Annotated in this window: 23 protein-coding genes; 10 read left to right on the plus strand and 13 right to left on the minus strand. The window is 64.8% G+C overall.

The features are described from left to right. Nucleotides 1-70: 70 nt before the first annotated feature. The gene (locus tag LOY33_RS06075) at nt 71-280 is read left to right on the plus strand and encodes a cold-shock protein (RefSeq protein ID WP_038996759.1); all 210 of its coding nucleotides are present in this window, start codon (nt 71-73) and stop codon (nt 278-280) included. A 108-nt stretch (nt 281-388) separates the two neighbouring features. Here LOY33_RS06075 and LOY33_RS06080 read toward each other — a convergent pair whose 3' ends face one another. The 4 genes from LOY33_RS06080 to LOY33_RS06095 form a co-directional block, all read right to left on the minus strand. Then, a complete protein-coding gene (locus LOY33_RS06080) occupies nt 389-766 on the minus strand; it encodes a hypothetical protein (protein WP_043863238.1) in 378 nt (125 codons plus the stop codon). Nucleotides 767-785: 19 nt separating this feature from the next. Continuing rightward, nucleotides 786-1598: a putative RNA methyltransferase gene (locus LOY33_RS06085; protein ID WP_054915009.1), complete on the minus strand. Its 813-nt coding sequence runs from the start codon at nt 1596-1598 to the stop codon at nt 786-788. Continuing rightward, a complete protein-coding gene (gene dapE, locus LOY33_RS06090) occupies nt 1598-2749 on the minus strand; it encodes a succinyl-diaminopimelate desuccinylase (protein ID WP_043863240.1) in 1152 nt (383 codons plus the stop codon). Before dapE ends, LOY33_RS06085 begins: the two co-directional genes overlap by 1 nt. 177 nt (nt 2750-2926) lie before the next feature. Further along, the gene (locus tag LOY33_RS06095) at nt 2927-5518 is read right to left on the minus strand and encodes a glycosyltransferase (RefSeq protein ID WP_043863241.1); all 2592 of its coding nucleotides are present in this window, start codon (nt 5516-5518) and stop codon (nt 2927-2929) included. A 289-nt stretch (nt 5519-5807) separates the two neighbouring features. On the opposite strand from LOY33_RS06095, the gene tcdA reads away from it, so the two are divergent. After that, on the plus strand, nt 5808-6632 hold the full coding sequence (gene tcdA, locus LOY33_RS06100) for a tRNA cyclic N6-threonylcarbamoyladenosine(37) synthase TcdA (protein WP_058541484.1): 825 nt from the start codon (nt 5808-5810) through the stop codon (nt 6630-6632). Here tcdA and LOY33_RS06105 read toward each other — a convergent pair. From LOY33_RS06105 to pncA, 5 genes are all read right to left on the minus strand, one after another. Then, nucleotides 6611-7021, minus strand: a complete 411-nt coding sequence (locus tag LOY33_RS06105) for a SufE family protein (RefSeq protein WP_078480074.1) — start codon at nt 7019-7021, stop codon at nt 6611-6613. The genes tcdA and LOY33_RS06105 overlap by 22 nt on opposite strands. Then, nucleotides 7018-8223 carry a cysteine desulfurase gene (locus LOY33_RS06110; protein WP_258662260.1) on the minus strand — a complete coding sequence of 402 codons (1206 nt, stop codon included), beginning with the start codon at nt 8221-8223 and terminating at the stop codon, nt 7018-7020. The genes LOY33_RS06105 and LOY33_RS06110 overlap by 4 nt, the downstream gene beginning before the upstream one ends. Before the next feature lie 54 nt (nt 8224-8277). Then, nucleotides 8278-9312: a 2,3,4,5-tetrahydropyridine-2,6-dicarboxylate N-succinyltransferase gene (gene dapD / locus LOY33_RS06115; protein ID WP_043863245.1), complete on the minus strand. Its 1035-nt coding sequence runs from the start codon at nt 9310-9312 to the stop codon at nt 8278-8280. A gap of 39 nt (nt 9313-9351) precedes the next feature. Next, nucleotides 9352-9699 (minus strand): ArsC family reductase, encoded by a 348-nt coding sequence (locus tag LOY33_RS06120; RefSeq protein ID WP_043863246.1) that lies wholly within the window; start codon nt 9697-9699, stop codon nt 9352-9354. A gap of 68 nt (nt 9700-9767) precedes the next feature. After that, nucleotides 9768-10457 (minus strand): bifunctional nicotinamidase/pyrazinamidase, encoded by a 690-nt coding sequence (pncA, locus tag LOY33_RS06125; RefSeq protein WP_258662262.1) that lies wholly within the window; start codon nt 10455-10457, stop codon nt 9768-9770. Between the two features lie 158 nt (nt 10458-10615). Between pncA and LOY33_RS06130 the strand changes: the two genes are divergently transcribed. Next, a complete protein-coding gene (locus LOY33_RS06130; RefSeq protein WP_043863248.1) occupies nt 10616-12262 on the plus strand; it encodes a Na+/H+ antiporter in 1647 nt (548 codons plus the stop codon). Between the two features lie 109 nt (nt 12263-12371). On the opposite strand, the gene LOY33_RS06135 is transcribed toward LOY33_RS06130, so the two are convergent. The 4 genes from LOY33_RS06135 to map all read right to left on the minus strand — a co-directional run bounded on the left by LOY33_RS06135 (nt 12372) and on the right by map (nt 17932). Next, nucleotides 12372-13115, minus strand: a complete 744-nt coding sequence (locus LOY33_RS06135; protein WP_258662263.1) for a M12 family metallopeptidase — start codon at nt 13113-13115, stop codon at nt 12372-12374. Nucleotides 13116-13209: 94 nt separating this feature from the next. Then, on the minus strand, nt 13210-14403 hold the full coding sequence (dapC, locus tag LOY33_RS06140; protein WP_054915003.1) for a succinyldiaminopimelate transaminase: 1194 nt from the start codon (nt 14401-14403) through the stop codon (nt 13210-13212). Nucleotides 14404-14426: 23 nt separating this feature from the next. Continuing rightward, entirely contained in the window at nt 14427-17129 is a 2703-nt protein-coding gene (locus LOY33_RS06145; RefSeq protein WP_043863250.1) for a [protein-PII] uridylyltransferase, read from the minus strand. A gap of 20 nt (nt 17130-17149) precedes the next feature. Further along, complete coding sequence (gene map, locus LOY33_RS06150) at nt 17150-17932, minus strand: type I methionyl aminopeptidase (protein WP_043863251.1); 783 nt, start codon at nt 17930-17932, stop codon at nt 17150-17152. 345 nt (nt 17933-18277) lie between these two features. Here map and rpsB point away from each other — a divergent pair, with 345 nt between their 5' ends. From rpsB to ispC, 7 genes are all read left to right on the plus strand, one after another. Next, complete coding sequence (gene rpsB, locus LOY33_RS06155) at nt 18278-19018, plus strand: 30S ribosomal protein S2 (protein WP_043863252.1); 741 nt, start codon at nt 18278-18280, stop codon at nt 19016-19018. A 193-nt stretch (nt 19019-19211) separates the two neighbouring features. After that, a complete protein-coding gene (gene tsf / locus LOY33_RS06160) occupies nt 19212-20075 on the plus strand; it encodes a translation elongation factor Ts (RefSeq protein WP_043863253.1) in 864 nt (287 codons plus the stop codon). Nucleotides 20076-20257: 182 nt separating this feature from the next. After that, nucleotides 20258-21001: a UMP kinase gene (gene pyrH, locus LOY33_RS06165; protein ID WP_038614006.1), complete on the plus strand. Its 744-nt coding sequence runs from the start codon at nt 20258-20260 to the stop codon at nt 20999-21001. After that, nucleotides 20998-21555 (plus strand): ribosome recycling factor, encoded by a 558-nt coding sequence (gene frr / locus LOY33_RS06170; RefSeq protein WP_043863254.1) that lies wholly within the window; start codon nt 20998-21000, stop codon nt 21553-21555. Before pyrH ends, frr begins: the two co-directional genes overlap by 4 nt. A gap of 18 nt (nt 21556-21573) precedes the next feature. Continuing rightward, nucleotides 21574-22329, plus strand: coding sequence for a polyprenyl diphosphate synthase (uppS, locus tag LOY33_RS06175; RefSeq protein ID WP_043863255.1), 756 nt, complete (start codon nt 21574-21576; stop codon nt 22327-22329). After that, nucleotides 22329-23144, plus strand: a complete 816-nt coding sequence (locus tag LOY33_RS06180) for a phosphatidate cytidylyltransferase (RefSeq protein ID WP_123752966.1) — start codon at nt 22329-22331, stop codon at nt 23142-23144. Before uppS ends, LOY33_RS06180 begins: the two co-directional genes overlap by 1 nt. After that, complete coding sequence (gene ispC / locus LOY33_RS06185) at nt 23141-24331, plus strand: 1-deoxy-D-xylulose-5-phosphate reductoisomerase (protein WP_123752967.1); 1191 nt, start codon at nt 23141-23143, stop codon at nt 24329-24331. Before LOY33_RS06180 ends, ispC begins: the two co-directional genes overlap by 4 nt. Nucleotides 24332-24371 lie beyond the last annotated feature (40 nt).

Consider the following 24371-nt stretch of genomic DNA (forward strand, 5'->3'; position numbering starts at 1 on the left):
CGGCGTAGGTGGGGACTGGTGAGGCCCTGCCGACAAGGCGATTCCAAAATAAAAATCCGGAGTAGTTCAGATGTCGTCTCGTGAGACTGGAAGTGTGAAGTGGTTCAATGACGCCAAGGGATATGGCTTCATTCAGCGTGAGGGCGGTGCGGATGTGTTCGTGCATTACCGCGCGATCCGCGGTGAAGGGCATCGCACCCTGCTGGAAGGGCAACAGGTCGAGTACAACCTGACCCAGGGCCAGAAAGGCCTGCAGGCCGAAGACGTAGTGGGGCTGTAAAGCGGCAGGCGCCAGCCTTGCTGGCGATGGGCTGCGCAGCAGCCCCTTGGCCCGGCGATGCCGGGCTTCGCCAGCAAGGCTGGCGCCTAAGCAGAGCCGGTCAACGGCTCAACTGGTACGCCAGGTGATCTCTTCCTCGCCATCGGCGCTGATGCGGATCCAGCGGTCGGCGTCTTCTTCACCTTCCTCTTCCACCCAGCTACCCGGCGCGCAGCGCACTTCGACATTGAGGGCGGCGAATGCGGCGCGGGCGCAGGCGATGTCGTCCTCCCACGGGGTCTGGTCGCTTTCCAGGTACAGGCTGTTCCATTTGCCCACAGCCTTGGGCAGCCAGGTAACAGGTACGTTACCGGCCTTGCACTTGTAGGTCTGGCCCTTCTGCTGCCAGTCGCTGCACGGGCCGAGGGCCTGGCCCAGCCAGGCGGCGATCTGCTTGTGATCGACGTCGGCGTCCTTCAGGTAAATCTCGATATCGGGTTGGCGCATGGGGCTCTCCGGGTGCGGCTCAGTCTTGGCGCACAAAGTAATCGTAACGCATCGATACCGTCACCTCTAAGGGCTCGGGGTGATCGATGACGGCCGCGCGTCTTTCTGCGCTGGCGCGCCAGCCATGGGGGGTCATGGCCAGCAGGTTGGCGCGGTCGGCCGGGGCCGCCAGGCTCAGGCGAAACTCCAGCACTTCGCCGTGGGCGTGGTGCATGCCCTCGGGCACCAGGGCCAGGTGCTTGTCGTCGGCATAGTCGCGCACTTCATCGTACAGCCGTTCGCGCAGCTCCATCAGGTGACCGCGGGTGGGGCCGACCCGCATCAGGCCGCCGCCGGGGCTGAGCAGGCGCCTGGCTTCCTGCCAGTCCAGCGGGCTGAACACGCTGGCCAGGAACTGGCAGCTGGCATCGGCCAGTGGCACCCGGGCCATGCTCGCCACCAGCCAGGTGAGTGCCGGGTTGCGCCGGCACGCACGCTTGACCGCCTCGCGGGAGATGTCCAGGGCATAGCCGTCGGCCTGGGGCAGGGCGTCGGCCAGTTGCGCGGTGTAGTAGCCTTCGCCGCAACCGATGTCCAGCCAGCGCGCGGGGGCGCGCTCGGCCGCAAGCTCGGCCAGGCGCCGTGCCACCGGGGCGTAGTGCCCGGCATTGAGGAAGTCGCGACGTGCCTCGACCATGGCCTGGTTGTCGCCAGGGTCACGGCTGTTCTTGTGCTGCACCGGCAACAGGTTCAGGTAGCCTTGGCGCGCCCGGTCGAAGCGGTGCCCGGCAGGGCAGCCGACACCGTTGTCCAGGGCGCCGAGCGCGGCGCTGCAGATGGGGCAGATGAGCATCAGACGAGCAACCGGGTCAGGGTCTGGTAGTAGATCTCGGTCAGTACGTCCAGGTCGCTGGCCAGGACCCGCTCGTTGACCTGGTGAATGGTGGCGTTGACCGGGCCCAGTTCGACCACCTGGGTGCCCAGGGTGGCGATGAAGCGCCCGTCGGAGGTGCCGCCGCTGGTGGAGGCCTGGGTGTCGCGGCCGGTCACGGCCTTGATGCTGGCCGACACCGCGTCGAGCAGGTCGCCCGGTTCGGTGAGGAACGGCAGGCCCGACAGCGCCCAGTCCACCTGCCAGTCCAGGCCGTGCTTGTCGAGGATCGCCGCCACGCGGGCCTGCAGCCCTTCGACGGTCGACTCGGTGGAGAAGCGGAAGTTGAACAGTGCGGTCAGCTCGCCTGGCACCACGTTGGTGGCGCCGGTCCCCGAGTTGAGGTTGGAGATCTGGAAGCTGGTGGGGGGAAAGAAATCGTTGCCCTCGTCCCAGTGCTCGGCGGCCAGTTCGGCCAAGGCCGGGGCGGCCAGGTGGATCGGGTTCTTCGCCAGGTGCGGGTAGGCCACGTGGCCCTGCACGCCACGCACGGTGAGCCTGGCGCCAAGCGAGCCGCGACGGCCGTTCTTGACCACGTCACCGACCAGGGTGGTGCTCGACGGCTCGCCGACGATGCACCAGTCCAGGCGTTCGTTGCGCGCCGCCAGGCGTTCGACCACGGCCTTGGTGCCGTGATGGGCCGGGCCTTCCTCGTCGCTGGTGATCAGGTAGGCGACCTTGCCCTTGTGGTTCGGGTAGTCGGCGACGAAGCGCTCGGTGGCCACGATCATGGCGGCCAGGCTGCCCTTCATGTCGGCCGCGCCGCGCCCGCAGAGCATGCCGTCGGCGTCGATCAGGGCGTCGAACGGGTCGTTGGCCCAGGCCTGCACCGGGCCGGTGGGCACCACGTCGGTGTGGCCGGCAAAGCACAGTACCGGGCCGTCGTCGCTGCCGTGGGTGGCCCAGAAATTGTCGACGTCTTCGATGCGCATCGGTTCGAGCATGAAGCCGGCATCGCCCAGGCGCTGCATCATCTGTTTCTGGCAGTCGAAGTCCAGCGGGGTCACCGAGGGACGACGGATCAGGTCGCAGGCCAGTTCAAGGGTAGGCGAGAGGTCGGCTGGGGCCGTCATGAAGGACTCCGGGGTGCAAGGCTGGGGCAAAAAGAAGGGGCGTTATCTTATAGCAAAAGTGCGGGGAAGGGACTGTGGATCTGTGCTGTCTGTGCGGGCCTATCGCGGGTCAAGCCCGCTCCCACAAGGTACTGCGCAATCCCTGTGGGAGCGGGCTTGACCCGCGATGGCGGTTTATCAGGCGGCAGGTGCGGGCTGCGTGACATCCGCGGGCTTGGGCAGCGACGACAGCATGGCCATGATCAGCGCCGCCAGGTACGGCAGCGATTGCACCAGCAGCATGGTCACCCAGAAGCGCATGTCGTTGCTCGGCAGGCCCTGCACCAGGTAGATGCCCAGCGCCGCGCCCCACAGCAGCAGCATGATGAACAGCTCCTCGCGGGCCTCTGCCAGTGCCACCAGCAGCCCGTGGCTGTCGGCGTTCTTCGGCGTGCGGAAGAACGGAATGCTGCTGGTGAAGAACCCGTACAGTACCGCCTTGGCAATGGTGTGCGACAACGCCAGCCCCGCCAGCGCCGCCGAGAACGCGTCCTTGAGGTTGACCCCTACCGCGCGGCGGTACAGGAACACGATCTTGCCCACCTTGAACACGAACAGCGCCAGCGGCGGGATCGCGAAGATCAGCAGCGGCGGGTCGACCCGCTGCGGCACGATGATCATGGCCGCCGACCACAGCAGCGCACCCACGGTGAAGAAGATGTTCATGCCGTCGGCGATCCATGGCAGCCAGCCGGCCAGGAAGTGGTAGCGCTGACCGCGGGTCAGTTGGGTGTCCTTGCCGCGCAGCAGGCTGGAGGTGTGGCGCTTGATGATCTGGATCGCGCCGTAGGCCCAGCGAAAGCGCTGCTTCTTGAAGTCGATGAAGGTGTCGGGCATCAGGCCCTTGCCGTAGCTCTCGTGGGAATAGGCTGCCGAGTAACCCTTCTCGAACACGCGCAGGCCCAGTTCGGCATCTTCGCAGATGCACCAGTCGGCCCAGCCGAGCTCTTCGAGCACCGAGCGCCGGGTCATGGTCATGGTGCCGTGCTGGATGATTGCGTCACGGTCGTTGCGGGTGACCATGCCGATATGGAAGAAGCCCTTGTACTCGGCGTAGCAGAGCTTCTTGAAGGTGCTTTCGTTCTGGTCGCGGTAGTCCTGCGGCGACTGCACCACGGCGATCTTGGGGTCGGCAAAGTGCGGCACCATGTGCTTGAGCCAGTTGCGGTCGACACAATAGTCCGAGTCGATCACCGCGATCACTTCGGCGTCCTTGGCGGTGTGCGGGATCAGATAGTTCAGCGCACCACCCTTGAAACCTGCCAGCGGTGCCACATGGAAGAACTTGAAGCGCTCGCCCAGCAGCTCGCAATGGGCCTTGAGCGGCTCCCACACGGCCGGGTCCTTGGTGTTGTTGTCGATGATCAGCACTTCGAAGTCCGGGTAGTCCAGCGCCGCGAGGGCATCGAGGGTCTGCTTGACCATCTCCGGGGGCTCGTTGTAGCACGGCACATGCACCGACACCTTGGGCCGATAGGCGCTATCGGCCTCCACCGGCAGGAACAGCCGGCGGCGCTTGTGCGTCCATACCGCCTCGGCCAGTTCATGGGCCTCGGTCAGCAGCACGATGAACACCCCCAGCGCGCCGAGCGCCAGCAGGAAACCCACGGTGAGGCTGAACCAGGTGCTGTACTGCTGGCTGTAGTCATAGCCGATCCATACCAGCACCGAGCCGCACAGGAACGCGATGAAGGTCAGGAAGGTGCGCCCGCGCTGGCGCAGCGCCGAGCCGTCGATCAGCAGCAGGGTCAGCGACAGCATCGCCAGCACCACCGAGCCCACGGCCAGCACGCGCCACTGCGGAATGGCCACCACCGGGCCCTCGAAGTTGAATTTCTGCTGGCGCGCGGCATTGAACACGCCCCAGTAGGCGCCCACCGAACCTTCGTCACTGGCTTTCCAGGGCTGGTCGTAGGCTTCGATCACGAAGTAGTTGTAGCCCTGGCGGTTGAGCAGGTTGACCAGGCTGCGCAGGTAGATGGCCTGATCCGCCTGGGTGGCGTCGGCACCGCCGCGCATGCGGCCATTGCTGGGCCAGCCGACCTCGGACAGCAGCAGCGGCTTGCGCGGGAACAGTTGCTTGAGCTCGCGGGCGCGGTCGAGCACGAACTGCTCGGCCTGGCTCACCGGGATGAATTCCCAGTAGGGCAGGATGTGCGCGGCGATCAGGTCGGCGTGCCCGGCAAGCTCGGGGTTTTCCTTCCAGATGTGCCACTGTTCGCTGGTGGTGACCGGCACCTTCACTGCGGCGCGCACGCGGTCCATGTAGTCCATCAGGGCCTGGGGGGTGACCTCTTCGCGAAACAGCGCCTCGTTGCCGACCATCACCCGCACCACGCTGCGCGAGGTGTTGGCCAACTGGATGGCGGTCTCGATTTCGCGCTCGTTGCGTTCCAGGTCGGGGCTGATCCACACACCCAGGGTCACGCGCAGGCCGAACTCTTCGGCCAGACGCGGGATCAGCGCCTGGGTGCCTTCCACCGTATAGATGCGGATGCTGTCGGTCAGCTTGCTCAGTTGCTCGAGGTCTTCGCGCAGCTCGGCTTCGGTCGGGTACTGGCCCTTTTGCGGGCTTTCGCCCAGGCGAAAAGGCGAATACGAGAAGCCGGAGATCTGCTCCGGCCAGTCGGGGGCGGACACCGGGCGGTTGATCAGTGCCCAGAACCCGGTGAATAGCGCGGCAATCGCCATGACGACCACCAGGTTGATACCAAATTTACGCGATGACATAGATATTTCGGGTTCCGAAAAGTGGAACGGGCAAGCGCCGGCGGGCACGGATCCTACGCACCAGGCAGGTAGCGTGGTATAGGAAACGGGTGCATGTAGCGCTTGGATTTTCCTCAGATGCTGAAGTTCTGAAGCCCGTACAATTGCCGTCCAAAGCAGGGTTTGCACCGGTCATTAAAGCAGGGTTGGCGCCAGGTTTACCAATTCATGGCAATCAGTGCGTCGGTTGCGGGCTGTCATCCTGCGTTGTGGGGCCTATAATGCGCGCCGGTTTTTTCAGGGTTGGGCCATGAGTACAGAAGATCCACGCTTTGCCGGTGTTGCCCGGTTGTATGGCCAGCAGGGCTTGCAACGCCTGCGCGAGGCGCATGTGGCGATCGTCGGCATCGGCGGTGTCGGCTCGTGGGCGGCCGAGGCCATGGCCCGCAGCGGCGTTGGCGAAATTTCGCTGTTCGACCTGGATGACGTGTGCGTGAGCAACACCAATCGCCAGTTGCATGCGCTGCAGGGCAACGTGGGCAAGCCCAAGGTCGAGGTGATGGCCGAGCGCCTGCGCGCAATCAACCCGGACTGCAAGGTGCACGCGGTGGTGGACTTCGTCACCCGCGACAACCTGGCCCAGACCATCACCGATCATATCGACTGCGTGATCGACTGCATCGACAGCGTGATGGCCAAGGCTGCGCTGATTGCCTGGTGCAAGCGGCGCAAGATCCAGGTGATCTGCACCGGCGGTGCGGGCGGGCAGCTCGACCCCACGCAGATCCAGGTGGCCGATCTCAACCGCACGGTCAACGACCCGCTGGCCTCCAAGGTGCGTTCGACGCTGCGCCGCGACCACGGGTTTTCGCGCAACGTGAGCCGCAACTACGGGGTGCCGTGCGTGTTCTCCACCGAGCAGTTGCGCTATCCGCTGCCCGATGGCGGTATCTGCCTGCAGAAGAGCTTCGTCGGGGACGGGGTCAAGCTCGACTGCTCGGGCGGTTTCGGCGCGGTGATGATGGTGACGGCGACCTTCGGCATGGTCGCTGCCAGCAAGGCCGTGGAGAAACTGGTGGGTGGCAAGCGCCGCCCGGCCGATCGCGTAGCGGCTCAGGCGCCGGCGGCGAGCTGAGCCATGCGCTGCAGCACGGCGTTCAGGCCGTTGCTGCGGGACGGCGAGAGCTGTCGGCCAAGGCCCAGGGCGGTGAACCAGGCGGGCAGGTCCAGCTGCTGCAGCTGGCTGCCGGTCAAGCCTTCGGCCCGCACCAGCAGCAGCGCCAGCAGGCCGCGCAGCAGCCGCGCATCGCTGGCGGCCTTGAAGTGCCAGCGACCTTCGACCTGCTCGGCCACCAGCCACACCTGACTTTCGCAACCGTGCACGCGGTTGGCCTCGCACTGCTGCGTCGCGTCCAGGGGGGCCAGGCGCTCGCCCCATTGCATCAGCAGGCGGGCGCGCTGCTCCCAGCCGGCAGCCTGTTCGAATACATCCAGCGCCTCGCGGGCGGCGTCGGGCAGGCTCATCGCAGCAGCTCCAGGGCCTGGTCCAGGGCGCTGAAGAAGCGCTCCAGGTCGTGGGAATCGTTGTACAGCGCCAGCGACACGCGGATCGCGCCGTCCAGGCCCAGGCTGTTGACCAGCGGCATGGCGCAGTGATGGCCGGCGCGCACGGCGATGCCCTGTTCGGTCAGCAGGTGCGCAAGGTCGGCATTGTGCACGCCCTCGACCACGAAGCTGGCCAGGGCCAGTTGCGGCGCGCCCAGTATCCGCACCCCTTCACGATCGTTGAGGCCGCGCAGCAGATGGCGGTGCAGGGCGGCTTCATGTTCGACCACGCTGGTAGCGTCGAGGCTGGCCAGGTAATCCAGGCTGGCACCCAGCCCGATCACGCTGGCGATCGGCGGCGTGCCGGCCTCGAAACCCAGCGGGGCGGGGCGAAAGCTCGACTGCTGGTAGCCGGCCAGTTGCACCATCTCGCCGCCGAACTGCCAGTGACGCAGCAGGCCCAACGCCTCGCGGCGCCCATAGAGCACGCCAAGGCCGTCCGGGCCATACAGCTTGTGACTGGAAAACACATAGAAGTCGCAGTCCAGTTGCTGTACATCGTGACGCCCGTGCACCACGCCCTGGGCGCCATCGACCACGCTGAGGGCGCCCTGGGCGCGGGCGTGGTCGAGCAACGGTTGCAGCGGCTGCCAGGTGCCGAGCACATTCGACAACTGGCTCACCGCCAGCACGCGGGTACGCGGGCCGATCAGTTGCAGGGCCGCCTCCAGGTCGATATGCCCGTTGGCGTCGAGCGGCAGGATCACCAGCCTGAGGCCCCGGCGCTGGGCCAACTGCTGCCAGGGCAGCAGGTTGGCGTGGTGCTCCAGGGCGCTGACGGCGATCTCGTCGCCCGCCTCCAGGCGCCATTCCAGGCCATAGGCCAGCAGGTTGAGCGCCGAGGTGGCGCCATGGGTGAACACGATCTGCTGCGCATCGGCGGCATTGAGCCAGGCGGCGACTTTTTCGCGGCTGGCCTCGAAGGCCTGGGTGGCAAGTGCGCCGGGCAGGTGCTGGGCCCTGTGCACGTTGGCCGCACCCTGGGTGTAGTAGTGGCTCAGGGCGTCGAGCAAGTGCTGGGGTTTCTGCGTGGTGGCAGCGCTGTCCAGGTAGGTCTGGTGCTGGCGTTGCAGGGCGGCGATGGCAGGGAAGTCTGCGCGCCAGGGAGAGGGCTGGAACATGATGTGTAGGGCCTGATATCGGGTCTGGCAGAGGGCCAGACCCGATCGTACCACTTAGTTGTGGGCGTGCAGCGCTTCGTTCAGCTCGATGGCCGACTTGTGGGTCTTGCACTCGACCGCGCCGTTTAGCGAATTGCGGCGGAACAGCAGGTCGGTCTGGCCAGCCAGGTCGCGGGCCTTGACCACCTTGACCAGCTCGTTGTTCTCGTCGAGCAGGTTCACCTTGGTGCCGGCGGTGATGTACAGGCCGGCTTCGACGGTGTTGCGGTCGCCCAGCGGGATGCCGATACCGGCGTTGGCGCCGATCAGGCAGCCTTCGCCGACCTTGATGACGATGTTGCCGCCGCCCGACAGGGTGCCCATGGTGGAGCAGCCGCCGCCCAGGTCCGAACCCTTGCCGACGAACACGCCCGCCGAAACGCGGCCTTCGATCATGCCCGGGCCTTCGGTGCCGGCGTTAAAGTTGACGAAGCCTTCGTGCATGATGGTGGTGCCTTCGCCGATATAGGCACCCAGGCGCACGCGGGCGCTGTCGGCGATACGCACGCCGCTCGGCACCACGTAGTCGGTCATTTTCGGGAACTTGTCGACCGAGAACACTTCCAGCAGCTCGCCCTTGAGGCGGGCTTCGAGTTGCTGCTCGGCCAGTTCGGCCAGGTCGATGGCGCCCTGGCTGGTCCAGGCCACGTTCGGCAGCAGCGGGAAGATGCCGGCCAGGCTCAGGCCGTGGGGCTTGACCAGGCGGTGCGACAGCAGGTGCAGCTTGAGGTAGGCCTCAGGGGTGGAGCTCAGGGTGGCGTCTTCGGCCAGCAGCGTGGCCACCAGCGGCTTGTTGCTTTCGGCCAGGCGGGTCAGCAGTGCAGCCTGGGCGGCGTCGACGCCCTTGACGGCTTCGGCCAGTTGCGCGGCCTGGGCGTTGCTGAACGCGATGGCCTGGTTGCCGCCTTCATAGCCCAGGATCGGGGCGACGGCTGCGACCAGCTCGGCGCTCGGGGCGAGCAGTGGCTGTGCGTAGAAGACTTCCAGCCAGGCGCCTTGACGGTTTTGAGTGCCGACGCCGAAGGCCAGGCTGAACAGTGAAGTGGACATGCGGTTACCTCTTGCGAAATTGAGTGAAGGCGTCGCGGTTCAGCGCAGGGCTGCCGCGTACAGGTCCGGTTTGAAACCGACCAGGGTCTTGCCGCCCAGGTCGAGCACCGGGCGCTTGATCATCGAGGGTTGTGCCAGCATCAGCTCGACGGCCTTGGCCTGGTCGAGGTCGGCCTTCTGCGCGTCATCGAGCTTGCGGAAGGTGGTGCCTGCGCGGTTGAGTACCACCTGCCAGCCGTGCTCGTCGCACCAGCGGTTCAGGTGGTCCCGGTCTATACCCTGGGTCTTGTAGTCGTGAAAGTCGTACTGGATGTGGTGTTCTTCAAGCCAGGTACGGGCTTTCTTCATCGTGTCACAGGCTTTGATGCCGAAGAGAATATAAGCCATTGAACGTTAAGGGCGCGCGGGTGTTCCCGCAGCCGCCCCGAAACTCCTCGAAGAATGGGTGGGCTGGATTATGCGACAACATCGGGCAGGGCGCCACGGCTGGCGCCGCCCAGTTGCCGCGCCTGAATGAACTGCACCCCGGCAGCCTGCATCTGTGCCATCGCCGCCGCGCAGGAGCCTGCGGTATCGATGGCGCGGCAGGCGTCCAGCACCACATAGGTGGCAAACCCTTCGCGGCGTGCGTGCAGTGCCGTCCAGGCCACGCAGAAGTCCAGGGCCAGGCCGCACAGGAACAGCGTGTCGATGCCGCGCTCGCGCAGGTTGCCGGCCAGGCCGGTGGGGGTGATCTGGTCGGCTTCGGTGAACGCCGAGTAGCTGTCGACCTGGCGGTTGCCGCCCTTGCGCACGATCAGCTGTGCGTGGGCAATGTTCAGGTCCGGGTGAAACTGTGCGCCGGGGCTCCCTTGAATGCAGTGGTCGGGCCAGAGTGTCTGCGGCCCGTATGACAGTTCGATGACCTCGAACGGATTCTTGCCCGGGTGGCTCGAGGCGAACGAGGCGTGCCCGGCCGGGTGCCAGTCCTGGGCCAGCACCACGCGCTCGAACTGGCGGCCGAGCTGGTTGACCAGCGGCACGATCTCGTCGCCACCGGGCACCGCCAGGGCGCCGCCGGGGATGAAATCGTTTTGCACATCGATGACCAGCAGCGCACGGTTGGGGCTATCGTGGGTCAATAGGGTCGACGCGGGGGTGATCATGCGAGGCTCCTCATTTGTAGCATTGTGTTACAGATTGCCGGCGGGTCTGCGACTTAGGTGGGGCGGTTGTGTTCATGCAGATCCCGGTAACATGTTGTTTCAATGGCATAACCCTGGCCGTTGAGCGTATTTGAAACTGAACAGGAAAAACACGCCGTATGCAGTCAGCCTATACCGTTCTCATCCTGCTGATGCTGGTCAGTGTCTCGAAACTGGTGGGGCGATTGATCCCGCTGCCACTGCCGCTGGTGCAGATTGGTGCCGGTGCGCTGCTGGCCTGGCCGACCCTGGGCCTGCACGTGGCCCTGGACCCTGAGCTGTTTCTGTTCCTGTTCTTGCCCCCGTTGCTGTTCTCCGATGGCTGGCGCATGCCCAAGCGCGAGTTCTGGCGCCTGCGCGGGCCGATCCTGACCCTGGCGGTGGGGCTGGTGCTGTTCACGGTGGTGGGGGCCGGCTATTTCATCCACTGGATCCTGCCGAGCATACCGCTGCCGGTGGCCTTTGCCCTGGCCGCCGTGCTGTCGCCCACCGACGCGGTGGCGGTGTCGGCAATCAGCCAGGATCGCCTGCCCACCCCGTTGATGCACATGCTGCAGGGTGAGGCGCTGATGAACGATGCCTCGGGCCTGGTGACGTTCAAGTTTGCGCTGGTGGCGGCGATCACCGGGGTGTTCTCGCTGGCCGAGGCCAGTGTGACCTTCGTGCTGGTGGCCGTGGGTGGCCTGGCCATCGGCGTGGCGCTGAGCTGGTTGGTGGGGCGCCTGCGGGTGTGGATGATCGCGCGCGGCTGGGACGACCCGGCCACCCACGTGGTGTTCATGCTGTTGCTGCCGTTCGCCGCCTATGTGCTGGCCGAGCGCCTGGGCGCCTCGGGCATTCTCTCGGCGGTGGCGGCGGGCATGATGCAGAGCTGGCTTGACCTGCTGCCGCGCCAGACCAGCACGCGCCTGCTCAACCGCAGTGTGTGGTCGCTGCTGGAGTTCGCCTTCAACGGCCTGATCTTCCTGCTGCTGGGCCTGCAACTGCCCGATATCGCCAAGGCGGTGACCAGCCATGAGGCATCGCTGTGGCCAACCCTGCTGTACCGCTGCCTGGATGTGGTGGCGATCTTCCTGGTGTTGCTGGCGCTGCGGTTCATCTGGGTGCAGAGCATCTGGCGCCTGATCGGGGTGATCCGGCGCTGGCGCGGCAAGGAAGACCTGGTGCTGGTGCCCAACGCGCGTTCGTGCTGGCTGCTGACCGTGGGCGGCGTGCGGGGGGCGGTGACCCTGGCGGGCGTGATGTCGGTGCCGCTGCTGATCGGCGCGGGCAAGGCGTTCCCCGAACGCGACCTGCTGATCTTCATTGCCGCAGGGGTGATTCTGCTGTCGCTGGTATCGGCCTGCATTGCCTTGCCGTTGCTGCTGCGCGGGGTGGAGAAGAGCCCCGACGATACCCTGCGCCAGGAGGCGCGCGAGGCCTGGCGGCGCACCGCCGAGGCGGCGATCCATGCGTTGGAGGCCGAGGAACTGGTGGAGCCCGGCGCGCCCCAGGATGCCTCCCAGGCCGCACTGGCCGCCGAGTTGAAGGCGCGCCTGATGGCCGAGTACCGGCAGCAACTGGACGTGTTCAACGACAGTGCCGAGGCCCAGGCGCTGGCCGCGCAGATGGATCAGCTGGAGCGACGCCTGCGCCTGCGGGCGCTGCGGGCGCAGCGCCTGGAGCTGTACAGCCTGCACCGCCAGCACCAGATCGGTGATGACGTGGTGCGCCAGGTGCTGGGTGAGCTGGACATGAGCGAGGCCAACCTGGGGCCGGTCAAGTGAAGTGCTCGGGGTCGCATGGCGGCCCCGCGCTGAGGGGCAGTCGCGCGGACAGGTCAGGCGCATGCTGGCGCCCAGGTCCCGCTCGCTGCCGGGCTGGGCGGGGTGTACTTCACGGGTGTACCGGGGTGAAGGGGTAGGCCTTGCCCGCCAGCGCCTTGTCGCCGTCACTGAGCTGCGCCGAGCCGGTGAAAGCCACATTGTTCAGGGTGAAGGTGGCCGGAATCGGGTAGTGCATGACCGAACCCGGGTCGTAGGCGTTGTGCAATGCCTGCGTGCGTTCGATCCTGTTGAGGAAGTTTTCAGCAATCTCTTCCATGGGCATGCCGACCTGTTCGGCGTATTCCAGCAGCTTGGCCAGGTTCCACTGGATGTCCGCATCCGGGTGCTGATGCTCATGGTCCAGGCCCAGCGCGTGCCCGAACTCATGCAGCACGCTGCGCTGGAACTGCTCATCGCCAGGCCAGTCGCTGAGGGTCATGGTGCTGTCTTCGCGGAGCAAGGCGTCGGTACCGACCAGTGAATGGTTGATCCCCGTGCCGCTTGGCTTCATCTCGATCCTGATCTGTGCCTCGGCCCAGTCGGCGGTGCGCTGGAACTTGAGGTTGGCGTACGCCAGCCATTGGCAGGCAACCTCGAAGATGCTCTGTTGCGTCTGTTCCGGTACGTCGGCCGCGAAGGCGATGAGCAGGGTGCGGCCCGGCGCCCAGAGGCGGCTGTGGTAGGCAACGCCGCGTTTCTGACGACCCGAGCGCGAGGGCTGCGGGGCGTTGAGCGGGTTTTCTTTCAGGGCTGTTTCGTGGGATTGCTGCTGATCGGCCACCTGGGTGACCTTGCACAAGGTTGGTATGTCCATGCTGGAGCTCCTGTTGAGTGGAGCTCCATGATTGGCGGGCCGACCGGGCCTTGGGCGTTACTTATCTATCGGTCGGCCGACCAGGCGTACCGGCTCAGCCTTCGACGAATGCGCGGATGCGCTGGGCCGCCTCGACACATTCGGCAAGCGGGGCCACCAGCGCCAGGCGCACGCGCCCGGCCCCCGGATTGAAGCCCTCCACCTCGCGAGACAGGTACGAGCCCGGCACCACGGTCACGTGCTGCTGTTCGAACAGGTCGCGGCAGAACTGCGCGTCATCGCCGGGGACCTTCGGCCACAGGTAGAAACCGCCGTCGGGCTTCTGTACATCCATTACCGGGGCCAGCACCTGCAGCACGGCGTCGAACTTCTCGCGATACAGGTCGCGGTTCTCCAGGACATGCGCCTCGTCGTTCCAGGCGGCGATGCTCGCCAGCTGGGTCTGTACCGGCATCGCGCAACCGTGATAGGTGCGGTAGAGCAAAAAGGCCTTGAGAATCTCGGCATCGCCGGCCACGAAGCCCGAACGCAGGCCTGGCAGGTTGGAGCGCTTGGACAGGCTGTGGAACACCACGCAGCGCTTGAAGTCGCTGCGGCCAAGTTCCACGCAGGCGCTGAGCAGGCCGGGTGGCGGGGCCTGCTCGTCGAAGTACAGCTCGCTGTAGCACTCGTCGGCGGCGATCACGAAGTCGTGCTCGTCGGCCAGTGCGATGAGTTTTTTCAGGGTGTCCAGCGGCACCAGTGCGCCAGTCGGGTTGCCTGGCGAGCACAGGAACAGGATCTGGCAACGCTGCCAGATCTCGGCTGGCACCGCGTCGAAGTCCGGGTTGAAGCCGTTGCTGTCCAGGCACGGCAGGTAGTGCGGCTGGGCGCCGGCGAGCAACGCGGCACCTTCGTAGATCTGGTAGAACGGGTTGGGGCTGACGATCAGCGCGTCCTCACCACGGCTGACCACCGCCTGGGTGAAGGCGAACAGCGCCTCGCGGGTGCCGTTGACGGGCAGCACGTGCTGTGCGGCATTCAGCCAGCCGGCCGGTACACCGAAGCGGCGCTCGCACCAGTGCACGATGCTTTCGCGTAGCGCGGGCAGGCCCAGGGTGGTGGGGTACACCGCCATCTTGTCGAGGTTGTCGGCCAGCGCCTTGGCCACGAATGCCGGCGAGGCGTGCTTGGGCTCGCCGATCGACAGGGCGATGGCGCGCTTGTCTGCGGCCGGCGTCACGCCATCGAGCAGGGCACGCAGTTTCTCGAACGGGTAGGGCTGAAGCTGGTTCAAAGCGTTGTTCATTGGCGCTGGGTCTCGTCAATCGGTCAAAGGGTGAGGCGGGTCATCTCGACGCCGGTGGCCTGGTCGACGCGCAACTGCTCGACGATCTCGGCCTGCAGGCGGCGGCACAGTTCAGGGTCGGACAGCGGCTGGTTGTCGGCGTCGGTGATGAAGAACACGTCTTCCACCCGCTCGCCCAGGGTGGCGATCTTGGCGTTCTGCAGCGACAGGTCGAACTCCAGGAAGATCTTGCCGATGCGTGCCAGCAGGCCCGGGCGGTCCGGGGCGCTGAGCTCGAGGATGGTCACCGGGCGCTGGGCATCGTTGAGGATGGTCACCTGGGGCGCGAAGGTGAAGTGCTTGAGCTGGCGCGGTACCCGACGCTGGATGATGGTGGGGTAGTCGTCGGGGTTGCGCAGGGCTTCGGTGAGGCCTTCACGGATTTCCTTGACGCGCTGCGGGTTGTCGCCGATCGAGCCGCCGTCGTTGTCGAGCACGATGTAGGTGTCGAGGGTGAACTGGCTGCTGGAGGTGATGATGCGTGCGTCGTGGATGTTCAGGTTGAGCTGGTCCATCGCGGCCACGGTCACGGCGAAGAAGTCGTGCTGGTCGGGGGCATAGATGAAGATCTGCGTACCGCCTTCGAACTCGCGCTGGGTGGTCTCCTTGATCAGCACCAGCGGGCCGCCGTCGGCCGGCTGCTGCAGGATCGCGTCGGAGTGCCAGGCCACGTCCGCGGCGGTGTGGCGCAGGAAGTAGTCATCGCCCAGTTGCGACCACAGTTGTTCGACGTCGTCCGGGTCGGTGCCTTCGCGTACCAGGATGTCCAGAGCTGCGCTCTGGGTCTGGCGGATCTGCTCTTCGCGTTCCAGCGGGTTTTCCAGGCCGCGGCGCAGGGCCCGCTTGGTTTCGGTGTAGAGCTGGCGCAGCAGGCTGGCACGCCAGGAGTTCCACAGGCTCGGGTTGGTGGCGTTGATGTCGGCCACGGTGAGCACATAGAGGTAGTCCAGGTGCACCAGGTCGCCGACCAGCTGGGCGAAGTCGTGGATCACCTGCGGGTCGGAGAGGTCCTTGCGCTGGGCAGTGGTCGACATCACCAGGTGGTTCTGCACCAGCCACACGATCAACCGGCTGTCCCAGGCGGGCAGCTGGTGGCGGCTGCAGAATGCCTGGGCGTCCACCGCACCGATCTCGGAATGGTCGCCCTGACGCCCCTTGCCGATGTCGTGGTACAGGCCGGCGAGGTAGATCAGCTCGGGCTTGGGCAGGCGCCCCATGAGCTTGCTGGCCAGCGGGAATTTCTCGGACACGGGGGTGTACTGCAGTTTGCGCAGGTGCTTGATCAGGTTCAGGGTGTGCGCATCGACCGTATAGATGTGGAACAGGTCGTGCTGCATCTGCCCCACGATCAGGCCGAACTCGGGCAGGTAGCGCCCCAGGATGCCGTAGCGGTTCATGCGGCGCAGGTTGCGGTGGATGCCGATCTCGCACTTGAACAGCTCGATGAACAGGCTGGTGTTGCGGATATCGTTGCGGAACTCGTCGTCGATCAGGTGCCGGTGCTCGCGCAGCAGGCGGATGGTGTCGGCACGCACGCCCTTGATTTCGGGGTGCTGAGCCATCAGCACGAAGATCTCGAGCATGGCGAACGGGGTGCGCTTGAACACGTTGCTGCGCACCGCCTCGATGTAGCCGTCATGCAGCTGGAAGCGCGGGTTCAGCGGCTGGGTGCTGCTGGCGCTGTCATCGGCGAGGATGACTTCCTCGAAGTGCTGGATGATCAGGTCGCTGAGCTCGGCGATGCTCATCACCACCCGGTAGTACTGCTGCATGAACTGTTCGATGGCGCGCTTGGGGTTGTCATCGGTAAAGCCCAGCAACGCGGCGATGCTGCGCTGGTGGTCGAACAGCAGGCGGTCTTCGGCGCGCCCGGCGAGCATGTGCAGGGCGTAGCGCACCTTCCACAGAAACTCCTGGGACGAGGCCAGCAGGTTGTTCTCGCTCTCCAGCAGGAAGCCTTCGCCGGCCAGCGCATGCAGGTTGAGCGTGCCGTACTGGCGGCGCGCTACCCAGAGCACGGTCTGGATGTCGCGCAGGCCACCGGGGGAGCCCTTGACGTTGGGTTCCAGGTTGTACTCGGTGTCGTTGTACTTGTGGTGGCGCGCCTTCTGCTCGGCGCGCTTGGCCAGGAAGAATTCCTTGCTCGGCCACATGTGCGCCGTGCTGGTGACCTCGAGCATGCGCTGGCGCAGGTGTTCGGGGCCGCAGATGGTGCGGCTTTCCATCAGGTTGGTGACCACCGTGAGGTCGGCGCGCGCCTGTTCGGCGCATTCGTCCACCGAGCGCACGCTCTGGCCGACTTCCAGGCCGATGTCCCAGAGCAGGGTGAGGAAGCGCTCGATCGAGTCGCGAAACACCTCGTGGTCGGCGTCATCGAGCAGGATCAGCAGGTCGATGTCGGAGTAGGGGTGCAGCTCGCCGCGCCCGTAGCCGCCGGTGGCGATCAGGGCGATGTCGGCGGCTTCGCTCCAGCTGAACTGGTTCCATGCCTGTTGCAGGATGTTGTCGACGAACCAGGCGCGGTCCTCGATCAGTCGGCGGATCTCGCGGCCGCTGCGAAAGCGCCCGTCGAGCACCTCGCCGGCCTGGCGGATGGCTTTCTTGAAGGCCGCTATGGGGCTGGCCTTGAGGGCCAGTTCCGCCTGGAACTGGCCGCGGTCGAACAGCTCGGGGTCCACCTGGGGCATCGATGACGTTCCTGTGAGGGTCAGGCCGAAGTGCGCGGGATCGTGTCGTCCTTGCGCAGGGTGAAGATCTCGTAGCCGGTGGCGGTGACCACCAGGGTGTGTTCCCACTGCGCCGAGAGCTTGCGGTCCTTGGTGATGGCGGTCCAGCCGTCGCCCAGCACCTTGGTGTCGGCCTTGCCCTGGTTGATCATCGGCTCGATGGTGAAGGTCATGCCTTCCTTGAGTTCCATGCCGGTACCGGCGCGGCCGTAGTGCAGGATCTGCGGCTCTTCATGGAACACCTTGCCGATGCCGTGGCCGCAGAACTCGCGCACCACCGAGAAGCCGTTCTTTTCGGCGTGCTTCTGGATCACTTCGCCGATGTCGCCCAGGCGGCAGCCCGGCTTGACCAGCTCGATGGCCTTGTACATGCACTCCTGGGTGACCTGGGACAGGCGCTCGGCCCATACCGGCACGGTGCCGACGTGGAACATGCGGCTGGTGTCGCCGTGGTAGCCGTCCTTGATCACGGTCACGTCGATGTTCAGCGTGTCGCCATCCTTGAGCGGCTTGTCGCCCGGGATCCCGTGGCATACCACGTGGTTGACCGAGGTGCAGATCGACTTGGGGAAGCCCTTGTAGTTCAGGGGCGCGGGGATGGCCTGCTGCACGTTGACGATGTAGTCGTGGCACAGGCGGTCGAGTTCCTCGGTGGTGACACCGGGCTTGACGTGTTCTTCGATCATCTCCAGGACTTCGGCGGCCAGGCGGCCGGCGACACGCATCTTTTCGATGTCTTCGGCGGTTTTGATAGTGACGGTCATTGCAGGCTCTCTACGGCGCGCGCAGGCGCAAATGAAACGGGAAAGGCGTGATTCTAACAGAGCGAGGCGGCGGGCTGGGGCCTGGGCTGCTGGGCATTGCCTACTATTTATGTTGATTGCATCGGTCGCTGCGTGAGCAGGGCGGGTGCAACCCTCGGGTGTCGTCTGTTTTTTCGGTTTCGCTCGGCTCACTTGTGTGGTATAAAATGCGCCGCTTTCGGGGATAGCCCCGTCTGCTCAAACCCACACACGTGTCGACACGATGGCCTGGGTGCCCCTGACTTCGGTTTCGGGGTTGGTCATTGGGATACGTGGAGGCCCAACCCGACTTATCAAGGAACTATCATGTCCCAAGTCAACATGCGCGATATGCTGAAGGCCGGTGTGCACTTCGGTCACCAAACCCGTTACTGGAATCCGAAAATGGGCAAGTACATTTTCGGCGCGCGCAACAAGATCCACATCATCAACCTTGAAAAAACCCTGCCGATGTTCAACGAGGCACTGACCTTCGTAGAGCGCCTGGCCCAGGGCAAAAACAAGATTCTGTTCGTCGGCACCAAGCGTTCCGCTGGCAAGATCGTTGCTGAAGAAGCAGCACGTTGCGGTTCGCCGTACGTCGACCACCGCTGGTTGGGCGGCATGCTGACCAACTACAAGACCATCCGTGCTTCGATCAAGCGTCTGCGCGACCTGGAAACCCAGGCCGAAGATGGTACCTTCACCAAGCTGACCAAGAAAGAAGCGCTGATGCGCACCCGCGATCTGGAAAAACTGGACCGCAGCCTGGGTGGTATCAAGGACATGGGCGGCCTGCCTGATGCCCTGTTCGTGATCGACGTTGACCACGAGCGCATCGCTATCACCGAAGCCAACAAGCTGGGTATTCCGGTCATCGGCGTTGTCGATACCAACAGCAGCCCGGAAGGCGTTGACTACATCATCCCAGGCAACGATGACGCCATTCGCGCCATCCAGCTGTACATGGGTTCGATGGCTGACGCCGTTATCCGTGGTCGCAACAACGTTGCCGGCGGCACCGAAGTGTTCGCAGAAGAAGCAGCTGCACCGGCTGCCGAAGCCTGAGTAGCTGACGCTTAGCGTCGACTCGGCACGCAAAAAGGGGGCTTGGCCCCCTTTTTGCCACCTTGAAATCCTCTTGTCAGCGTCGCCGTTGCATCATTGCGAACTGCATGTGCTCTGGCAGTGGATTTCCAGAATTGAACGCCCGTCAGGTATCGGGTGGAATGGTTGAAAACCTATCCAAGAGGAATTTGAAATGGCAGCAATTACTGCAGCGCTGGTAAAAGAACTGCGCGAGCGTACCGGCGAAGGCATGATGGATTGCAAGAAAGCCCTGGAAAAGGCTGGCGGCGACATCGAAAAAGCCATTGACGACATGCGCGCTTCGGGTGCCATCAAGGCAGCCAAGAAAGCTGGCAACGTTGCCGCTGAAGGCGCCATCGCCATCAAGGCCGACGACAAGTCCGCTGTCCTGCTGGAAGTGAACTCGCAGACCGACTTCCTGGCCCTGCAAGACGACTTCAAGGCCTTCGTCGCCGAAAGCGTCGAGCAAGCCTTCGCTGAAAAACTGACCGACGCTGCGCCGCTGATCGCTGCGCGTGAAGCTGCTCGTGAAGCCCTGGTGGCCAAGGTTGGCGAAAACGTCAACATCCGTCGCCTGGTGCGCGTTGAAGGTGACGTTGTCGGTACCTACCTGCACGGCAACAAGATCGGTGTTGCAGTGGTCCTGAAGGGCGGCGACGTCCAACTGGCCAAAGAGATCGCCATGCACGTGGCGGCAAGCAACCCTGAGTTCCTGCTGCCGTCGGAAGTTTCGGCTGAAGCGATCGAGCGCGAAAAAGCCGTGTTCCTGCAGCTGAACGAAGAGAAGATCAAAGGCAAGCCTGAGAACATCGTCGAGAACATGGTCAAAGGCCGTATCTCGAAGTTCCTGGCCGAAGCCAGCCTGGTCGAGCAAGCCTTCGTCATGAACCCGGAAATCAAGGTCGGCGAGCTGGCCAAGAAAGCCGGTGCCGAAATCGTTTCCTTCACCTACTTCAAGGTAGGCGAAGGCATCGAGAAGCCAGTCGACAACTTCGCTGAAGAAGTTGCTGCACAGCTGGCTGCTGCCAAGCAGTAAGACAGAGTCACCTCTGTCGCCCCAAAGAGGCTGCCCGCTCACGCGCGCAGCCTCTTTGTCAAAGCGGGGGCGGTTTACAACGCCGCCCTTTCGCTGGCGCAGTCGCTGCGCCACGCTACAGTTAGCAGGCTGAAAACAGCCCGCCCAGATTTTTTTTCAAAACGCCGCAGGAGAGATTCGCAATGGCTCAGCAGGGCAGTGGTTATCAAGCTCGCTATAAACGCATTCTACTCAAGCTTAGCGGCGAGGCCCTGATGGGCTCGGAAGAGTTCGGCATCGACCCCAAGGTGCTGGATCGCATGGCGCTGGAAGTCGGCCAGCTGGTCGGTATCGGTGTGCAGGTCGGCCTGGTGATCGGTGGCGGCAACCTGTTCCGTGGCGCGGCGCTCAGCGCAGCGGGCATGGACCGCGTTACCGGCGACCACATGGGCATGCTGGCCACGGTAATGAATGCGCTGGCCATGCGCGATGCGCTGGAGCGCGCCAACATCACCGCCATCGTCATGTCGGCGATCTCCATGGTAGGCGTGACCGATCACTATGATCGCCGCAAGGCCATGCGCCACCTGAACTCGAAAGAAGTGGTAATTTTCGCGGCCGGTACCGGCAACCCGTTCTTCACCACCGACTCCGCCGCCTGCCTGCGCGCCATCGAAATCGATGCCGACGTGGTATTGAAGGCAACCAAGGTCGATGGTGTATACACTGCAGACCCATTCAAAGACCCGCATGCCGAGAAGTTCGATCATCTTACCTACGATGAAGTGCTGGATCGCAAGCTGGGCGTGATGGACCTGACAGCTATCTGTCTGTGCCGAGACCACAAGATGCCGTTGCGCGTCTTCAACATGAACAAGCCTGGCGCCCTGCTGAACATCGTGCATGGTGGCGCTGAAGGGACCCTGATCGAGGAAGTTCAAAAATGATCAACGAAATCAAGAAAGACGCCCAAGCGCGTATGCAGAAATCCCTGGAGTCTCTGGCTTATGCGTTCGGCCAGATTCGTACCGGCAAGGCACACCCCAGCATCCTGGCAAGCGTGATGGTGCCTTACTACGGTACCGACACCCCGATCAGCGGCGTGGCCAACGTCACCGTGAAAGATTCGCGCACCCTGCAAGTCGTGGCGTTCGAGCGCAACATGCTCGCTGCCGTCGACAAGGCCATCCAGAGCGCCGGTTTGAATCTCAATCCGACCAACCTGGGTGAGCTGCTGCTGATCAGCATGCCAGCCCTGACCGAAGAAACCCGCAAGGGCTTCACCAAGCAGGCGCGCAGTGCAGCCGAAGACGCGCGCGTTGCTGTGCGCAACATTCGCCGCGATGCTCTGGGTGAGCTGAAGAAGCTGGTCAAGGACAAGGAAATCAGTGAAGACGAAGAGCGTCGCGCCATCGCTGATATCGACAAGCTGACCAAAGATACCGAGGCCCAGATCACCAAGGCCACCGAAGAGAAAGAAAAGGACCTGATGGCCGTTTAAGGGCCGGGACTTTTTTCAATGGAAAAGACCAAACAGGGTGTGCCTCCATCGGTGCCGCGCCATGTCGCGATCATCATGGATGGAAATAATCGCTGGGCGAAGAAGCGCCTGTTGCCCGGCGTTGCCGGGCACAAGGCAGGCGTGGATGCGGTGCGCGCGGTCATCGAGGTGTGCGCCGAGGCCAAGGTCGAGGTCCTGACCCTGTTCGCGTTCTCCAGCGAGAACTGGCAGCGCCCGGCCGACGAGGTCGGTGCGCTGATGGAGCTGTTCTTCTCGGCGCTGCGTCGCGAGGCCAGGCGGCTCAACGAGAACAACATCAGCCTGCGCATCATCGGTGATCGCTCGCGCTTTCACCCTGAGTTGCAGGCTGCCATGCGCGAGGCCGAGGCGCTGACCGCAGGCAGCAATCGCTTCATCCTGCAGATCGCCGCCAACTACGGTGGTCAGTGGGATATCGCCCAAGCCGCCCAGCGCCTGGCGCGTGAAGTGCAGGCCGGGCATCTGCGCCCGGAAGACATCACCCCCGAGTTGCTGCAGCCGTGCCTGGCGACAGGCGATCTGCCGTTGCCCGACCTGTGCATCCGCACCGGTGGCGAGCACCGCATCAGCAACTTCCTGCTGTGGCAGCTGGCGTACGCCGAGCTGTATTTCTCCGACCTGTTCTGGCCGGACTTCAAACACGAGGCCATGCGCACTGCATTGGCCGATTTCGCTTCGCGCCAGCGCCGCTTCGGTAAAACCAGCGAGCAGGTCGAGGCTGGAGCCCGTGCTTAATGCTTAAACAACGCATCATCACTGCGCTGATTCTGTTGCCGATTGCCCTGTGCGGGTTTTTCCTGCTCGACGGGGCGAACTTTGCCTTGTTCATCGGCCTGGTGGTCACCCTCGGGGCCTGGGAATGGGCCCGCCTGGCCGGGCTGGTTGCCCAGGGCCTGCGCGTTGCCTATGCCGTGGTGGTCGCCGGCCTGCTGATGCTGCTGCACCTGATGCCGGAGCTGGCACCCTGGGTGCTGGGCGTTTCGGTGCTGTGGTGGGCGCTGGCTACCTGGCTGGTGCTGACCTACCCGCGTACCAGCGAGCTGTGGGCCAGTGTGGCCTGCCGCCTGCTGATCGGCCTGCTGGTGCTGTTGCCGGCCTGGCAAGGCCTGGTGCTGATCAAGCACTGGCCCCTGGGCAACTGGCTGATCATGGCGGTGATGGTCCTGGTATGGGGCGCCGATATCGGCGCCTACTTCTCGGGCCGGGCCTTTGGCAAGCGCAAGCTGGCGCCGCAGGTCAGCCCCGGCAAGAGCTGGGAAGGTGTCTACGGTGGCCTGGCGCTGAGCCTGGTGATCACGGCGGTGGTGGGCGTGACCCGCGAGTGGAGCGCCGGCGAGCTGATCCTCGGTCTGTTCGGTGCCGCCGTCGTGGTACTGGTGTCGGTGGTCGGCGACCTGACCGAAAGCATGTTCAAGCGCCGTTCCGGAATCAAGGACAGCAGCAACCTGCTGCCGGGGCATGGTGGGGTACTGGATCGCATCGACAGCCTCACGGCTGCCATCCCGCTGTTTGCCGTGCTGCTGTGGGCCGCCAACTGGGGCGCGCTGTGAGCCGCCCGCAACGGATCACGGTGCTGGGCGCCACAGGTTCCATTGGCCTGAGCACACTGGACGTGATTGCCCGTCACCCCGAGCGCTACCAGGCCTATGCCCTGAGCGGCTATTCGCGCCTGGGCGAGCTGCTGGCCCTGTGCCTGCGCCATGCTCCGGTGTTTGCCGTGGTGCCGGGCGATGAGGCCGCGCAGCAGTTGCAGGCCGACCTGCGTGCTGCGGGGTCGAGTACCGAGGTGCTGGTGGGCGAGCAGGGCCTGTGCCAGGTGGCGGCCGACCCGCAGGTGGATGCGGTGATGGCGGCCATCGTCGGTGCGGCGGGGTTGCGTCCGACCCTGGCCGCAGTGGAGGCGGGCAAGAAGGTGCTGCTGGCCAACAAGGAGGCGCTGGTGATGTCCGGCGCCCTGTTCATGCAGGCCGTGCAGCGCAGTGGTGCGGTACTGCTGCCGATCGACAGCGAGCACAACGCGATCTTCCAGTGCCTGCCCGGGGACTATGCCCGCGGCCTGGCCCGGGTGGGTGTGCGGCGCATCCTGCTGACCGCCTCCGGTGGCCCGTTTCGTGAAACGCCGCAGGCCGAGCTGGAGCACGTCACCCCGGAGCAGGCCTGTGCGCACCCGAACTGGTCCATGGGGCGCAAGATCTCCGTCGACTCGGCCAGCATGATGAACAAGGGCCTGGAGCTGATCGAGGCGTGCTGGCTGTTCGATGCCAGGCCTGCCCAGGTCGAGGTGGTGGTCCACCCGCAAAGCGTGATTCACTCGCTGGTCGACTACGTCGATGGTTCGGTGCTGGCACAGTTGGGCAACCCCGACATGCGCACGCCGATCGCCAACGCCCTGGCCTGGCCGCAGCGCATCGACTCGGGTGTGGCGCCGCTGGACCTGTTCGCCGTTGCCCGCCTGGATTTCCAGGCGCCGGACGAGCAGCGCTTTCCGTGTCTGCGCCTGGCGCGTGAAGCGGCGGACGCCGGCAACAGTGCCCCTGCGATGCTCAATGCGGCCAATGAAGTGGCCGTCGAGGCATTTCTTCAGCGGCGCATCCGCTTCCCGCAGATCCCGAGTATCATCGAGCACGTGCTCAACCAGGAAGCGGTCGTTGCCGTGCCGACGCTGGAGGCGGTGTTTGCAGCCGACCAGCGTGCACGCAGCCTGGCCGGGCACTGGTTGGATCGTCACGGGGTCTGAGGTGCGACGTCGCCACGGGTTGCGCCCGCTCCCGCTGAAC

The organism is Pseudomonas sp. B21-036 (assembly GCF_024748925.1).
GTDB classification, from domain to species: Bacteria; Pseudomonadota; Gammaproteobacteria; order Pseudomonadales; family Pseudomonadaceae; genus Aquipseudomonas; species Aquipseudomonas palmensis.

Bases quoted from the DNA above. Each gene is read 5' to 3' on its own strand.
- LOY33_RS06075 (WP_038996759.1), top strand. From the start codon at position 71: ATGTCGTCTCGTGAGACTGGAAGTGTGAAGTGGTTCAATGACGCCAAG.
- LOY33_RS06080 (WP_043863238.1), bottom strand. From the start codon at position 766: ATGCGCCAACCCGATATCGAGATTTACCTGAAGGACGCCGACGTCGAT.
- LOY33_RS06085 (WP_054915009.1), bottom strand. From the start codon at position 1,598: ATGCTCATCTGCCCCATCTGCAGCGCCGCGCTCGGCGCCCTGGACAAC.
- dapE (WP_043863240.1), bottom strand. From the start codon at position 2,749: ATGACGGCCCCAGCCGACCTCTCGCCTACCCTTGAACTGGCCTGCGAC.
- LOY33_RS06095 (WP_043863241.1), bottom strand. From the start codon at position 5,518: ATGTCATCGCGTAAATTTGGTATCAACCTGGTGGTCGTCATGGCGATT.
- tcdA (WP_058541484.1), top strand. From the start codon at position 5,808: ATGAGTACAGAAGATCCACGCTTTGCCGGTGTTGCCCGGTTGTATGGC.
- LOY33_RS06105 (WP_078480074.1), bottom strand. From the start codon at position 7,021: ATGAGCCTGCCCGACGCCGCCCGCGAGGCGCTGGATGTATTCGAACAG.
- LOY33_RS06110 (WP_258662260.1), bottom strand. From the start codon at position 8,223: ATGTTCCAGCCCTCTCCCTGGCGCGCAGACTTCCCTGCCATCGCCGCC.
- dapD (WP_043863245.1), bottom strand. From the start codon at position 9,312: ATGTCCACTTCACTGTTCAGCCTGGCCTTCGGCGTCGGCACTCAAAAC.
- LOY33_RS06120 (WP_043863246.1), bottom strand. From the start codon at position 9,699: ATGGCTTATATTCTCTTCGGCATCAAAGCCTGTGACACGATGAAGAAA.
- pncA (WP_258662262.1), bottom strand. From the start codon at position 10,457: ATGATCACCCCCGCGTCGACCCTATTGACCCACGATAGCCCCAACCGT.
- LOY33_RS06130 (WP_043863248.1), top strand. From the start codon at position 10,616: ATGCAGTCAGCCTATACCGTTCTCATCCTGCTGATGCTGGTCAGTGTC.
- LOY33_RS06135 (WP_258662263.1), bottom strand. From the start codon at position 13,115: ATGGACATACCAACCTTGTGCAAGGTCACCCAGGTGGCCGATCAGCAG.
- dapC (WP_054915003.1), bottom strand. From the start codon at position 14,403: ATGAACAACGCTTTGAACCAGCTTCAGCCCTACCCGTTCGAGAAACTG.
- LOY33_RS06145 (WP_043863250.1), bottom strand. From the start codon at position 17,129: ATGCCCCAGGTGGACCCCGAGCTGTTCGACCGCGGCCAGTTCCAGGCG.
- map (WP_043863251.1), bottom strand. From the start codon at position 17,932: ATGACCGTCACTATCAAAACCGCCGAAGACATCGAAAAGATGCGTGTC.
- rpsB (WP_043863252.1), top strand. From the start codon at position 18,278: ATGTCCCAAGTCAACATGCGCGATATGCTGAAGGCCGGTGTGCACTTC.
- tsf (WP_043863253.1), top strand. From the start codon at position 19,212: ATGGCAGCAATTACTGCAGCGCTGGTAAAAGAACTGCGCGAGCGTACC.
- pyrH (WP_038614006.1), top strand. From the start codon at position 20,258: ATGGCTCAGCAGGGCAGTGGTTATCAAGCTCGCTATAAACGCATTCTA.
- frr (WP_043863254.1), top strand. From the start codon at position 20,998: ATGATCAACGAAATCAAGAAAGACGCCCAAGCGCGTATGCAGAAATCC.
- uppS (WP_043863255.1), top strand. From the start codon at position 21,574: ATGGAAAAGACCAAACAGGGTGTGCCTCCATCGGTGCCGCGCCATGTC.
- LOY33_RS06180 (WP_123752966.1), top strand. From the start codon at position 22,329: ATGCTTAAACAACGCATCATCACTGCGCTGATTCTGTTGCCGATTGCC.